Source organism: Pseudomonas sp. AC136, assembly GCF_979258585.1.
In genome coordinates, this window is sequence record NZ_OZ409865.1 from 526,390 (window position 1) to 541,330 (window position 14,941).

Sequence of the window (14,941 nt, forward strand, 5' to 3'; positions counted from 1 at the left end):
CACATGCCCACCGCCATTCGCCTGCAAGGCGCGCTGGACCTCGCCGCCCTGCAACATGCCTTCGATGCACTGGTGGCACGTCACCACACCTTGCGCACGACGTTCGAGCTGCGCGACGGCCAGCCGCAGCAACGCATCCAACCAGCGGCGGCGGTGGCGATTGAACGCGTCCCCATGCCCGGCGCGGCACTGCCGGCCATCACCGAAGCAATCAGCCGCGAGGCGCAGCGGCCGTTTGATCTGGAGCACGGGCCGCTGCTGCGCGTGCAGCTGTTACAAATCGCCGACGACGACGCGGTGTTGCTGATCGTGCAGCACCACATCGTGTCCGATGCCTGGTCCATGGAATTGATGGTGCAAGAGCTGATCGGCCTGTACCAGAACCGTCGCCTGGGCATTGAAGACGCGCTGCCACCGCTGCCGATTCAATACGCCGACTACGCCGCCTGGCAGCGCCAGTGGATGGAAGCCGGCGAGGGCGCGCGGCAACTGGCGTACTGGCGCGAACAATTGGCCGGTGGCGAAACCCTGCTGGAATTGCCCGGCGACTGGCCGCGCCCGGCGCAGCGCTCCGGGCAGGGCGCGCGCCTGAGCGTGGACCTGCCGTTTGCCCTGGCCGCAGCCATCAAGCAACTGGCGCAGCGCGAAGGCTGCACGCCGTTTATGGCGCTGCTGGCGTCGTTCCAGTTGCTGTTGCAGCGCTACAGCGGGCGAACGCAGATTCGCGTTGGCGTGCCCTCGGCCAACCGCAACCGGGGCGAAACCGAGCGGCTGCTGGGCTTTTTCGTTAACACCCAGGTGTTGAGCGCAACCGTCGGCAACCAGGCCTCCTTCCGCGACCTGCTCAAGCGCGTGCGGCAAACGGCCGTAGACGCCCAAGCCCATCAGGACCTGCCCTTCGAACAACTGGTCGACGCCCTGCAACCCGAACGCAGCCTCAGCCACAGCCCGCTGTTCCAAGTGCTGTTCAACCACCAGGTAAGCGCCGCAGCGGGCGAGGGCATGCACCTGCCGGGCTTGCAAATAAGCCAGGTGCAATGGGCGATGCCGACCGCGCAATTTGACCTGAGTCTGGATTGCACCGAGCACCCTGGCGGCATTAGCGCCGATTTTATCTACGCCACCGACCTGTTTGCCGCGCCGCGTATTCAACGGATGGCGCAGCACTGGCAGAACCTGCTGCACGCCATCGTCGCCGCGCCGGATGCGCGCTTGGGCGAACTGCCGATGCTCAGCGAGCAGGAGCGTGAGCAGGCGCTGATCGGCTGGAACCAGACGCAGCGGCGCTATCCGGATGCACCGTTTGTGCACCGGCTGTTCGAAGCGCAAGTGATGCGCCAGCCGCACGCGCCCGCGCTGGTGTTTGGCGCCACAGCGTTGAGCTATGGGCAACTGAACGAGGCGGCGAATCGTCTGGCCCGGCATCTGCAAACCCTTGGCGTGGGTGCCGATGTACTGGTGGGTATCGCCGCCGAGCGCAGCGTGGAAATGGTGGTCGGCTTGCTGGCCATTCTTAAAGCGGGCGGGGCTTATGTGCCGCTGGATCCGGAGTATCCGCAGGACCGTCTGGCCTACATGTTCGAAGACAGCGGCATCGCCTTGTTGCTGACGCAATCGCACCTGCTGGAAGCGTTGCCGGTTCCCGCCGGGCTGAGCTGTCTGACGCTGGATGAGCCCGGCGCATGGGCAAGCCAGGCACGCGAAAACCTGGATGTAACCCTGCATCCGGAAAACCTCGCGTACGTGATTTACACCTCCGGCTCTACCGGCAAACCCAAAGGCGCCGGCAACCGCCATGTGGCGTTGTACAACCGTCTGGCCTGGATGCAGGAAGCCTATGGGCTGAACGCCAGCGACAGCGTTTTGCAAAAAACACCGTTCAGTTTCGACGTCTCGGTGTGGGAGTTTTTCTGGCCGCTGATGGTTGGCTCGCGGCTGGTGGTTGCCGGTGTGGGCGATCACCGCGACCCGGCAAAACTGGTGGAGCTTATTACCCGCGAGGGCATCACCACGCTGCACTTTGTGCCCTCGATGCTGCAGGCCTTTGTCGCCGACGAACTGGCGGTGCAATCCCAGAACCTGAAACGGATTATCTGTAGCGGCGAAGCCTTGCCCGTGGAACTGCAACGGCAAACCCTCGCGCTGCTGCCCAACGCCGGCCTTTACAACCTGTATGGGCCAACCGAGGCCGCCATCGACGTAACCCACTGGACCTGCCTCGAAGAAGGCCAGGATGCGGTGCCCATTGGCCGACCCATCGCCAACCTGCACACCTATGTACTGGATGCCGAACTGAACCCCGTCAGCACCGGCGTAACCGGCGAGCTGTATCTGGGCGGCGTGGGTCTGGCGCGTGGTTATCACCGTCGTCCGGCACTGACCGCCGAACGTTTCGTGGTCGATCCATTTCGTGCCGGCCAACGCCTGTACCGCACCGGCGACCTGGCGCGCCAACGCGAAGACGGCGTTATCCAATACGCGGGGCGCATTGACCATCAAGTGAAAATCCGTGGCCTGCGCATTGAGCTGGGCGAAATCGAAGCGCGGCTGCACGAGCTGCCGGCCGTGCGCGAAGCCGTGGTGGTCGCGGTAGACGGCAAGCAATTGCTCGCCTACGTGGTGCCGGAGCCGGACACCCTGGCCCGTGCCGAGGCCGAGATACAAGGCGGCTACTTGCACGCGCTCAAGGCCAGTCTGCTCAGCACATTGCCCGACTACATGGTGCCCACGCTGTGGCAGCTGCTGGAACGGATGCCGCTGTCGCCGAACGGCAAGCTCGACCGCAAAGCGCTGCCCAAGCACGAAGCGGCGCCCACACAAACGACCTACCAAGCGCCGCGCAATGCCCTGGAACAGCAACTGGCCGCCCTCTGGCAAGAGGTGCTGCGCGTTGAACAAGTGGGCGTCGATGACAACTTTTTCGAGCTGGGTGGCGACTCGATTATTTCCATTCAGATCGTCAGCCGCGCCCGCCAGGCCGGCATCCGCTTCGCCCCGCGCGATTTGTTCCAGCACCAGACCGTGCGCCGCCTGGCTGGCGTGGCGCAGCGCAGTGAAGCGTTGCAGGTGGAGCAGGGACCGGTGACCGGCGAGGCGCCGCTGCTGCCGATTCAGCAGGCGTTTTTTGCCACGGCCATTCCCCAGCGTCAGCACTGGAACCAGTCGCTGCTGCTGGCGCCGGTCGAAGCCTTGGATGCCGCCTTGCTGGAACTGGCGCTGAGCACGGTGGTGAACCATCACGACGCCTTGCGCCTGCGTTATCGCCAAGTGGACGAGGGCTGGGTGCAGGAACACGCGGCGCTTGATGGCAACGATGGGTTGCTCTGGCAAACGCACCTCGACGACGTCGCACAGTTGCCGGCGTACTGCAACGAAGTACAACGCAGCCTCAACCTCAGCGATGGCCCGCTGCTGCGCTCGGCGCTGCTGCACCTGGCCGATGGCACGCAACGGCTGCTGCTGGTGATTCATCACTTGGTGGTGGACGGCGTATCGTGGCGCATTCTGCTGGAAGACCTGCAAAGCGCTTACCGCCAGGGTCGTCTGCCGGCGAAAACCAGCGCTTACCAAACCTGGGGCCGGCGCTTGCAGCAGCACGCTGTCAGCGCGGCCATGGGCGGCCAGCTCGCCTACTGGCAGCAGGCACTGGCGCACGCGCCGCATGACCTGCCGGCTGACAATCCTGCCGGTTCGCTGCAGCAACGTCACGCCCGCAGCGTGGCCACACGGCTGAGCGCCGAGCACACCCGGCAGTTGTTGCAACACGCACCGGCTGCCTATCGCACCCAGGTCAACGACCTGCTGCTGACGGCGCTGGCGCAAGCGGTATGCGAATGGAGCGGGCAACCCTCGGCGCTGATTCAACTGGAAGGCCATGGCCGCGAAGAGCTGTTCGCCGACATCGATCTGTCGCGCACCGTGGGTTGGTTTACCACCCTGTTCCCGGTGTGCCTGCAACCGTCGGCGGACCTGGCGGCGTCGATCAAGCACAGCAAACAAAAGCTACAGAACATTCCCGACAAAGGCCTGGGTTTCGGTCTGCTGCGCTACTGCGCCAGCGCCGAGATTCAGCAGGTGCTTGCCGCCTTGCCGCAGCCACGCATCACCTTCAACTACCTCGGCCAGTTCGACGCCGACTTCGCCGCCGACAGCCTATGGACGCCGGCCGACGAAGGCCGTGGCGCCGGGCAGGACGAGGCGGCGCCGCTGGGCAATTGGCTGAGCGTGGACGGGCAGGTGTATGGCGGCGAGCTGAGCCTGAACTGGACCTTCAGCAGCGAGATGTTCAGCGAGGCGCGCATTCAGCAACTGGCCGACGCCTATCAGCAGGCGCTGGTGGCGGTGATCGAGCATTGCCTGGTCGACGACAACGCCGGCCTTACGCCAGGCGATGTGCCGATGGCCGAACTGACCCAGGCGCAACTCGACGCCTTGCCGGTGCCGGCACGGCAGATCGCGACCGTCTACCCGCTGTCGCCCATGCAACAGGGCATGCTGTTCCACAGCCTGTACGAGCCCAATGGGCCGACCTATATCAACCAGATGCGCGTGGATATTCACGGCCTCGATGTGCCGCGTTTTACCGCCGCCTGGCAGCAGGCCGTGGACCGCCATGAACTGTTGCGCGCCGGCTTCGTGTGGGACAACGGCCTGGAAACGCCCCGGCAGATCATCCACCGTCAAGCTGTGCTGGAGGTTTCGGTGTGCCCGCACGGCAGCGATGCCGACGCCGTCGCCGCCACCGAACTGCAACGCGGCTTCGACCTGGCGCGCCCGCCATTGCTGCGCTTGGCCCTGGTTCCCACGGGCGCTCAGCGCTATCACCTTATCTACACCAGCCACCATATTTTGCTGGACGGCTGGAGCAATTCACGCCTGCTCGGCGAAGTGCTGCAAGCCTACGCCGGGCAAGCGGTGGCGGCGCCGTCGAGCGATTACGCCGACTACCTCGGCTGGCTACAGCGCCAAGACCGCGCCGCCAGCCTGGCCTTTTGGCAAGAGCAACTGGCGCCGCTGGAAGAACCGACGCGCCTGGCGCTGGCCTGCGGTCACCACCCGGACGCCAAGCCAGGGCAAGACGCGCACCTGGTAAACCTCGGCGCGGCGTTCACGCATGCGCTGCAAGCCTTCGCCCGTCAGCAGCAAGTGACGCTCAATAGCCTGCTGCAAGCGGCGTGGGCGGTTCTGTTGCAACGCTACAGCGGGCAGGGTTGTGTTGCGTTTGGGGCCACCGTGTCTGGCCGGCCGGTGGAATTGGCCGGCATCGAGGAACAGCTAGGGCTGTTTATCAACACCTTGCCGGTAGTGACCAGCCCGCCGCCGGCGCTCAACGCCGTGCAGTGGACCCGTGCGGTGCAGGCGCAAAACCTGGCCCTGCGTGAGCACGAACACATGCCGCTGGCCGAGCTGCAACGCCTGGCCGGGCATAACGGCGAAGCCTTGTTCGACACCTTGCTGGTGTTCGAAAACTACCCGGTGTCCGACGCCTTGGCCGCCGCGCCGGAAGGCCTGCAGTTCGCCAACCTGGCGTACAGCGAACAGAGCGGATATGCGCTGACGCTGATCGCTCAGGTGGGCGCCGAGCTTGAGCTGTGTTTCCACTTCCTCACCGAGCACTTCAGCGCCCATAGCATCCAGCGCATCGCCGGCCAACTGGTGCACCTGCTCGCGCAGTTTATGCACCAGCCCGAACGCGCCCTCGGCGATTTGCGGTTGCTGGTGAAAGCCGACCACGCCCGTGTGGTGAACAACTGGAACGACACGGCGAAACACTACCCGGACGTGCCGTTTGTGCATCAGCTATTTGAAGCGCAAGCCGCGCGGCAGCCCTACGCGCCGGCCTTGGTCTTTGGCGGCAAGACATTGAGCTATGGCGAACTGAACAGCCAGGCCAATCGCCTGGCGCAGCACCTGCACACCTTAGGCGTTGGCGCGGATGTGCTGGTGGGCATTGCCGCCGAGCGCAGTGTGGAAATGGTGGTGGGGTTGCTGGCCATCCTCAAGGCAGGCGGGGCTTATGTGCCGCTGGATCCGGAGTACCCGCAGGACCGTTTGGCGTACATGTTTGAAGACAGCGGCATCGGCTTGCTGCTGACGCAATCGCACTTGCTCGACGCGTTGCCCATTCCTGTTGGGTTGACGTGTTTAACGCTGGATACGCCGGACGCCTGGGCGGATCAATCAGGCGAAAACCTTCAGGTTGAGCTGCACCCGGAAAACCTCGCCTATGTGATTTACACCTCCGGCTCTACGGGCAAACCCAAAGGCGCTGGCAACCGTCATGTCGCGCTGTACAACCGCTTGGCGTGGATGCAAGAGGCCTACGCGCTGGGTGCCAGCGACAGCGTGTTGCAGAAAACACCGTTCAGTTTCGACGTGTCGGTGTGGGAGTTTTTCTGGCCCCTGATGGTGGGTTCGCGTCTCGTGGTTGCCGGCGTTGGCGATCACCGTGACCCGGCCAAGTTGGTGGCGCTGATCACCCGCGAGCGCATCACCACGCTGCACTTTGTGCCGTCGATGTTGCAGGCCTTTATCAGTGACGAGTTGGCCGTTCAGTGCCAGAACCTCACACGGATTATCTGTAGCGGCGAAGCTTTGCCGGTCGAGTTGCAACGGCAAACCATGGCCATGCTGCCCAATGCCGGCCTCTACAACTTGTACGGCCCCACCGAAGCCGCTATCGACGTGACCCACTGGACGTGCGTCGAAGAAGGCCGCGACGCCGTGCCCATCGGCCAACCCATCGCCAACCTGCACACCTATGTGCTGGACGGCGAATTAAACCCGGTCAGCCCCGGCGTAACCGGCGAGCTGTACCTGGGCGGCATCGGCCTGGCGCGCGGTTATCACCGTCGTCCGGCGCTGACTGCCGAACGCTTTGTGGTCGATCCGTTCCACGTCGGGCAGCGGCTGTACCGCACCGGCGACCTGGCCCGCCAACGCGAAGACGGCGTGATCGAATACGCCGGGCGTATCGACCATCAAGTGAAAATCCGTGGTCTGCGCATTGAGCTGGGCGAAATCGAAGCGCGGCTGCACGAACAACCCAACGTTCGCGACGCCGTGGTGGTGGCGCACAGCGGCAGCCACGGCAACTACTTGGTCGCCTATGTGGTGGCCGAGCAGGGCGCCGAGGTTGCCGACTTGAAAACCACGCTGCTCAAGCACCTGCCCGACTACATGGTGCCCACTCAATGGATGCTGCTGGACGCGCTGCCGCTGTCGCCCAATGGCAAGCTCGACCGCAAGGCGCTGCCAGTGCCGGAGCAACACGTGGCGGCACACGCCTATGTGGCGCCGCGCAGTGCGGTGGAATCGCAATTGGCGGCCATCTGGCAAGACGTGCTGCGAGTCGAGCAGGTCGGCATCGAAGACAACTTCTTCGAGCTGGGCGGCGACTCGATTATTTCCATCCAAATCGTCAGCCGCGCTCGCCAAGCGGGCATCGCCCTCGGCCCGCGTGATCTGTTCGAACAGCAAACCATCGCCAACTTGGCGGGCATTGCCGGCACAGGTTCAGCGGCGCAACCGGCCGTGCAGCGCATTCAAATCGACCCGATGCAACGCGCTTCGCTGCCGGTAGCTGAACGCGATATCGAAGACGTGTACCCGCTGTCGCCGATGCAAAAAGGCATGCTCTTTCACACCCTCGAAGACAGCGGCGAGGCGCTGTATATCAACCAGGTGAGCCTGCCGGTGACGGGCCTGGACGTGGCGCGCTTTGAAGCGGCGTGGGCGTTTGTTACGGCGCGCCACGGCGTGTTGCGCACCAGTTTCCACTGGCAAGCCGACCTCAGCGAGCCGCTGCAAGTAGTGCACAAATACGCCCACATGCCGCTGGAAATCCACGACTGGCGCGACCGTCCGGCGAGTGACGAGGCGCTCGCGGACCTTGCGCAGCAGCAAGCGCAGCGCGGTTTCGAGTTGGACCAGGCGCCGCTGCAACGCATGCTGCTGGTGCAGATGGGCGAGCAGCAATTCCACATGATCTGGACCAGCCACCACATGCTGATGGACGGCTGGAGCAGCTCCAATTTGTTCGCCGAGGTGCTGCAGCATTACGCCGGCCGTCCGCTGCACGACACGCCCGGGCGCTACGGCGATTTTATTGCCTGGCTGCACAGCCAGGACAAAAGCGCGCTGGAACGGTTCTGGCGCGAGCAGTTGGCGAACGTTGAGCCGACGTCCCTGAGCCAGGCCGTGTACCCACGTCACGTCAGCGAGGAAAACGGCCACGCCGCGTTGTATTCCAACTGGAACGAAGTGTGGACTGCGCGCCTGCAACAGCATTGCCGGCGGCTGCGCATTACGCCGAACACTTTTATTCAGGGCGCCTGGTTGCTTGTGCTGCAACGCTACACCGGCCAACGCACCGTGAGCTTTGGCGCCACCGCGGCGGGCCGGCCGGAAAGCCTGCCCGGCGCCGCCAGCATGCTCGGGTTGTTTATCAATACCTTGCCGGTGATTCAGAGCCTGCACGCCGAGCAGCCGCTGGACACGTGGTTGCAACAGCTACAGGCCTACAACCTCGATATCCGCGCCTATTCCCACGCGCCCCTGGCCGACGTGCAGCGCTGGTCCGGGCTGGGCGGGCAGGCGTTGTTTGACAGCATTATCGTGTTCGAGAACTACCCCATCGACCAACGCCTGCGCGAGGCTGAGCCGGCTGGGCTGAGCTTTGGTGCATCGAAGGATCTGGGCGTGACCAACTTTGCCATGGACCTGGCCGTTCACTTGGGCGACAGCCTGATGATCGAGTACATGTACCTGCGCGCCAGCTTCAGCGAGCAGGGCGTGGCGCAGATTCGTGCGCTCATGGAAGCGACGCTGGAGGCCATGCTGGACGCGCCGCAGGAGCGCCTGGGTAATCTGCAACGGCTGCCCGCCGCGACGCTGACCGAGCTGCAACACTGGAGCGCTGCCCCTGCGCCGAGCCATCGTGCGCAGCTACTGCCGGACCTGATCGCCGAGCAGGCCGGGCAACAACCGCACGCCCTGGCGGTTGCGTGCGGCGATGCGCAGCTGAGTTATGCCGAACTGGATAGCGCCGCGAACCGACTGGCGCGTGTGCTTCAAGCCCAAGGCGCGGCGCGGGAAGTGGTGGTGGGCGTGGCGTTGCCGCGCTCGGTAGAGATGATCGTGGCGCTGCTGGCGGTGATGAAAACCGGCGCCGCCTATGTGCCGCTGGACCTCGACTACCCGGCCGAACGCCTGGCTTACATGATCGACGACTCGGCCATGGCGCTGCTGATTACCCGCAGCGAGGTGCAGGGCACCTTGCCGATTCCGCCGGACGTGGGCGTGGTCGCGCTGGACCTGTTGTCCACCGACGGCGACAGCCGCGCGCTGGCCTCGCCGCTGCTGGCCGATAACCTTGCCTACCTCATCTACACCTCCGGCTCCACCGGCCGCCCCAAAGGCGTGGCCGTCACCCATGGGCCGCTGAGCATGCACTGCCAGGCGATTGCCCAGCTGTACGAAATGAATGCCAGCACCCGCGAACTGCTGTTTATGTCGTTTGCCTTCGACGGTGCTCACGAACGCTGGCTAAGCACCTTGGCCAGCGGCGGAGCGCTGGTGATTCGCGATGGCAACCTGTGGACCCCCGAACAGACCTGCGCCGTGTTGCATCAACAGCGCATCAGCATCGCCTGTTTCCCGCCGGCTTATCTCAAGCAACTGGCCGAATACATCGAAGCCAGCGGCGTGCCGGCACCGGCGGTGCACACCTACTGCTTTGGCGGCGACGCGGTACCGGAGCAGAGCTTCGAGCAAGTGAAAGCAGCGCTGCAGCCCGCGTACTTCACCAACGGCTACGGTCCGACCGAAACCGTGGTCACGCCCATGCTCTGGCGCGTGCCGCTGAGCGGGCGCTGCGAGGCGGCGTATGCGCCCATCGGCAAAGCGGTGGGGCAGCGTTCGTTGCATGTGCTGGATGCCGACCTCAACCCGTTGCCGACCGGGTTTGCCGGCGAGCTGTACATCGGCGGGTACGGCGTGGCGCGCGGTTACCACGGGCGGCCCGACATCACCGCCGAACGCTTCGTGCCCGACCCGTTCGGCGAACCGGGCGCGCGCCTGTACCGCACCGGCGACCTGGTGCGCCTGCGTGCCGACGGCGTACTCGACTACGTGGGGCGCATCGACCATCAAGTGAAAGTGCGCGGCTTCCGAATTGAACTGGGCGAAGTGGAAGCCAGCTTGCGCCGCCAGCCGGGCGTGGAAGACGCCCTGGTGATCGCCCGCGATGCCGCTTCGGGCAAACAGCTGATTGGCTATGTAGTCAGCAGCGAAAATGCAAACGGCGAAGCGCTGCGAGCGGCACTGCGTGAGCAACTGCCCGACTATATGGTGCCCGCGCAAGTGCTGGTGCTGGCCACATTCCCCGTCACTCCCAACGGCAAACTCGACCGCAACGCGCTGCCGGAACCGAGCTTCACCAGCAGCGCTTATGTGGCGCCGCGCACTGAACAGGAACGCCTGCTGGCCGAGATCTGGGCCCAGGTGTTGCAGGTGGAGCAGGTGGGCATCACCGACAGCTTCTTTGAACTGGGCGGCGACTCGATTCTTAGCCTGCAAGTGATCTCCCGCGTGCGTAATCACCCAGCCCTGCAACTGCAACTGAAACTGCGCGACCTGATGCGTCAACCGACCATTGTCGGGTTGCTGGGGCAGCCGCAGCCGGCAGTGAGTGAAGCGCCTGTTTTCGTGCCCGTGGACGACCGTCAGTTCGCCTTGCTGCCCGTGCAAGCCGCGTTCTTTGCCCGGCATACCAGTCAGCCGCAGCACTTCAACCAAAGCCTTCTGCTGCGCGCCACACAGCCGCTGAACCGCGAGGCGCTGCGCAGCGCACTGGCGACGGTGGTGGCCCATCACGACAGCCTGCGCCTGCGCTTTAGCGAAGAGCGCGGGCAGTGGCGTCAGGCATACGGGCCGGTCAATAACGACACGCTGCTGTGGGAAGAAACCGTGGCGGACGAGGCGGCCTTGCTGGCGCTATTCAACCGTGCCCAGCGCAGCCTCAACCTGCAAACGGGCCCGCTGTTACGCGCCGTTCACGCCACCTTGGCGGACGGCAGCGAGCGGCTGTTGTTGGTGGTGCATCACCTGGCCATGGACCTGATCTCCTGGCGTGTGCTGAGCGAAGACCTGCTCCAGGCGTACGCCGGCAATTCGCCGGAGAGAACCGCCAGCTACCGCGCCTGGATCGAACATTGGCAGGCGCAGGTGCCGCGTCTAGCTGAAGAACAGCGCGACTTCTGGCGCGAACAGTTAGCGGGCGAGGGCGACCACTGGCCCTGCGACAACCCGCGCGGCAGCAACAGCGTGCAGCATCAAGCCACGGTTAGCCGAACGCTCAACAGCGAAGGCCTGCAAGCTCATAAAGCAGCGGTAAACGAACTGCTGCTCACCGCGCTTGCCAGCGCCCTGTGCGAATGGACCGGCCGTGACAGCGTGGCCATCGAACTGGAAACCCATGGCCGCGTGAACGACGACCGTGCGCCGGACGTTAGCCGTACCCTCGGCTGGTTCACCAGCCAATTTCCCCTGCGCCTGCGCGCGAATCTCGCAGCCGTGCAGCAAGCGCTGAGCCGCGTGCCCGATAACGGCGTGGGCTTCGGTTTCTTACGCCATGAGTTCGCCAATACACCGCACGTCAGCTTCAGCTACCTCGGCCAGGCCAACGCCAACTTCGGCCCCGCGAGCACTGCGTTTACCGCCGCCAGCGAACCGGTTGGCGACGAACACGGCCCGCATGCGCCGTTGGCGAATGAACTGGAAGTGGTGGCGCAGATCAGCGAAGGGCAACTGCACCTGCGCTGCAACTACAGCAACCGCCGCTACCGCGCCCAGCGCATCGAACGGCTGATGGACGCCTGCAAATCCCACCTTATTCACCTGCTGCAACCGGAGGCGTAACGCCATGCCCTTGAACGCCGACATCGACGCCTTTCTCGACCTCGCCGACCGCGCCACCACGCGGCCGCTACACCAACTGCCAGTCACCGAAGCCCGCGCCGTATTCGCCGCCACCACCGAACAACTGCGCTGGCCGGCGCCTGCTGGCGTGCAGGCCGAAGCGCTGAGCTGCATCGCCCGTGACGGCTATGAGGTTGGGCTGAGGCTTTACCGGCCGGCGCACAGTGATTCGCCGCTACCCGTTTTGGTGTTCCTGCACGGCGGCGGTTTTGTATTGGGCGACCTGAACTCCCACGACGGCATCTGCCGCGAATTCGCCCAGCGCGCGGGCTGCGCTGTGCTGGCCGTCGACTACCGCCTGGCCCCCGAACACAAATTCCCCACCGCCTTGCACGACGCCGCCGACGCAATCGCCTGGCTGGCCGAACAAGCCGCTGTCCATGGGTTGGATAAACAGCGGGTGGTGTTCGGCGGCGACAGCGTAGGCGCCACCTTGGCCACGGTGCTGGCCACGCAAGCCGAGCATGAGCCGGCGGCGGTGGCGCTTAAACCTGTCGGGCAATTGCTCTGCTACCCCGTGACCGATGCCTCGTGCATCAGCGAATCGATGACCCTGTTTGCCGAAGGCTACTTGCTGGAAAGCCAGACGCTCGAGTGGTTTTACCAGCACTACCAACGCACCGCGGAAGACCGGTTCGACCCTCGATTTTCACCGCTGCTGGCGCGCCGCCTGACGGGGAGTGCGCCGGCCTGTATGGCCATTGCCGGGTTTGATCCGTTAGTGGATGAGGGCAGGGCGTATGCGCAGCGATTGAGGGATGAGGGAGTGGCGGGTGAGGTGCTTGAGTGTGAGGGACTGACCCATGATTTTTTGCGGATGGGGGCGGTGACGGGGGAGGTTGATGGGGTTTATCGGCGGATGGGGGATTGGCTTGTCGTGCGGTTTGGTTTGGGCGAGGCAATTGAGGGCATTGGGAACGTCAGATCGACGTCTAAGCGGGAATGACGGTGTTGTTTGAAAAGTCCCCCGTCATTCCCGCGAACGCGGCGGTCCGACGATTCGGAATCCAGAGCTTTCCGTCGGGTGCTGTTTTCGTGGCGCTATCAAACCCATCGCGGCTAAAGCCGCTCCTACAGATCGCACACTCTGTAGGAGCGGCTTTAGCCGCGATGCTTTCCGCGAAATACGCCGGCCGCAGGTTATGCATTTCTTGCAGCTTGCACGCCGCATAAGATTAAACACTTTAATATTTGCATATGCCTAAAATGTATTTCTCACATTTTGTAACCGTCAGTAGCATGGCCCCCATAGACGAATTTAGCAGCCTAAGCGCATCGGTCTATAACAATGCGCGATATAGGTTGCCAGGCCGGATCGGCCTGTCAAGACGATGGGGAAACAGGGATGCCACTGACCAGAAGAGCGCTAATTGCACGGGTTGCCGCCATCGGCGGTTACCGGGCGGCGTATGGCGCGATGGGGGCGCTGGGGTTGTTGAGCCCGGCATTCGCTCAGCCAACCAGCGGCCCGGAAAATTATGCGAGCTTGCCCTCGGCCCAGGTTGGCAAGGGCGCCAGCGTGGTGGTGATCGGCGCCGGCATCGGCGGTTTGGTCAGTGCCTACGAGCTGCGCAAGGCCGGCTTTAACGTCACGGTGCTCGAGGCCCGTGACCGCGTTGGCGGTCGCAATTGGACGCTGCGCAAGGGCGACCGCGTTGAGTACACCGACGGCACGGTGCAGGTCGCCAATTTCGCCGATGGGTTTTATTTCAATGCCGGCCCGGCCCGTTTGCCCAGCCACCATCAGTTGATGCTCGGCTACTGCCGCGAGTTGGGCGTGGAGTTGGAGGTGCTGGTCAATACCAGCCGCAACGCGCTGGTGCGGCCGAACCTGGCCGAGCCGCCGATGCAGATTCGTCAGGCGGTGAATGACAGCCGTGGCCATGTGGCGGAGCTGCTGGCCAAGGCGGTCAATCGCCAGGCGCTGAATGATGAGTTGAATGCCGAGGACCAACGCGCGCTGTTGCAGTTTTTGCGCACGTTTGGCGATTTGTCGGAGAAGCTTGAGTACATCGGTTCGGCCCGTTCGGGCTACAAAGTCTGGCCCGGTGCCGGCGAGCAGGTGGCGCAGAAGAATGAGCCGTTGCCGCTGCGCACGCTGCTCAATCCGGCGCTGGCCAATGCGTTAATGATTGATGAGTACCCGGAATTCTCGCCGACCATGTTTCAGCCGGTCGGCGGCATGGACCGCATTCCCAAAGCCTTCGAGAAACACCTGGCCGGCGCCTTGCGCCTGGGCAGTGAAGTGCGCGCGATTCATAACCAGGACAACGGCGTGCAGGTGTCTTATGTGGCGCGCAACACCGGGCGCGAGCACACGCTGACTGCGGACTACGCCGTGGTGGCCTTGCCGCTGCCGTTGTTGGCCAAGCTGGACACCAATTTCACCGCGCCGGTGCAGCAGGCGATTGGTGCTGTGCAGTTTGGCTATGCCAACAAGGTGGCGTGGCAGTCGCGGCGGTTCTGGGAGCGCGATTACCAGATTTACGGCGGCCTCTCGTTTGTGAATCAGGAGGCTTCCGGCCTCTGGTATCCAAGCGGCGGGTTCAATCAGGAGCAGGGCATTCTGATCGCCGCGTACAACAACGGCGAAACCGCGCGGGTGTTTGGTGAGAAGAGCATTGCCGAGCAAATAGCCGCGTCAAAACAGGCGGTGGAGTTGCTGCATTCGGGCCATTCGGCCGAGTTGCGCAATCCGCTCGCCGTGGCCTGGAGCCGCATTCCGTACAACTTAGGGCCGTGGATTAACCATGAGGTGGCCGAGCCGGCGTACAGCCTGCTCAACCAGGCCCAGGGCCGCATTCACCTGACCAGCGATGGCCTCGCCCACAGTGGCGTGGGCATTTGGCAGGAGGCCGCCGCCGGCGCCGCACGCCGGGTGGTGCGCAACCTTTTTGAGCGTGTGCAACACACGCCTTACCGGCAAACGGCCTGAATCCGCCGCGCCTTTTTAAACGACCGA

General features: G+C 64.1%; 3 protein-coding genes. All 3 read left to right on the plus strand.

Going from position 1 to position 14,941, the window contains the following annotated elements:
- Window positions 1-3: 3 nt before the first annotated feature.
- The 3 genes from ACZZZU_RS02375 (at window position 4) to ACZZZU_RS02385 (ending at window position 14,914) form a co-directional block, all read left to right on the plus strand.
- Window positions 4-11,919: a non-ribosomal peptide synthase/polyketide synthase gene (locus ACZZZU_RS02375; protein ID WP_463549606.1), complete on the plus strand. Its 11,916-nt coding sequence runs from the start codon at window positions 4-6 to the stop codon at window positions 11,917-11,919.
- 4 nt (window positions 11,920-11,923) lie between these two features.
- Window positions 11,924-12,925: an alpha/beta hydrolase gene (locus ACZZZU_RS02380; protein ID WP_463549607.1), complete on the plus strand. Its 1,002-nt coding sequence runs from the start codon at window positions 11,924-11,926 to the stop codon at window positions 12,923-12,925.
- A 399-nt stretch (window positions 12,926-13,324) separates the two neighbouring features.
- Complete coding sequence (locus ACZZZU_RS02385) at window positions 13,325-14,914, plus strand: flavin monoamine oxidase family protein (RefSeq protein WP_463549608.1); 1,590 nt, start codon at window positions 13,325-13,327, stop codon at window positions 14,912-14,914.
- Window positions 14,915-14,941: the final 27 nt, after the last annotated feature.

Bases quoted from the DNA above. Each gene is read 5' to 3' on its own strand.
- ACZZZU_RS02375 (WP_463549606.1), top strand. From the start codon at position 4: ATGCCCACCGCCATTCGCCTGCAAGGCGCGCTGGACCTCGCCGCCCTG.
- ACZZZU_RS02380 (WP_463549607.1), top strand. From the start codon at position 11,924: ATGCCCTTGAACGCCGACATCGACGCCTTTCTCGACCTCGCCGACCGC.
- ACZZZU_RS02385 (WP_463549608.1), top strand. From the start codon at position 13,325: ATGCCACTGACCAGAAGAGCGCTAATTGCACGGGTTGCCGCCATCGGC.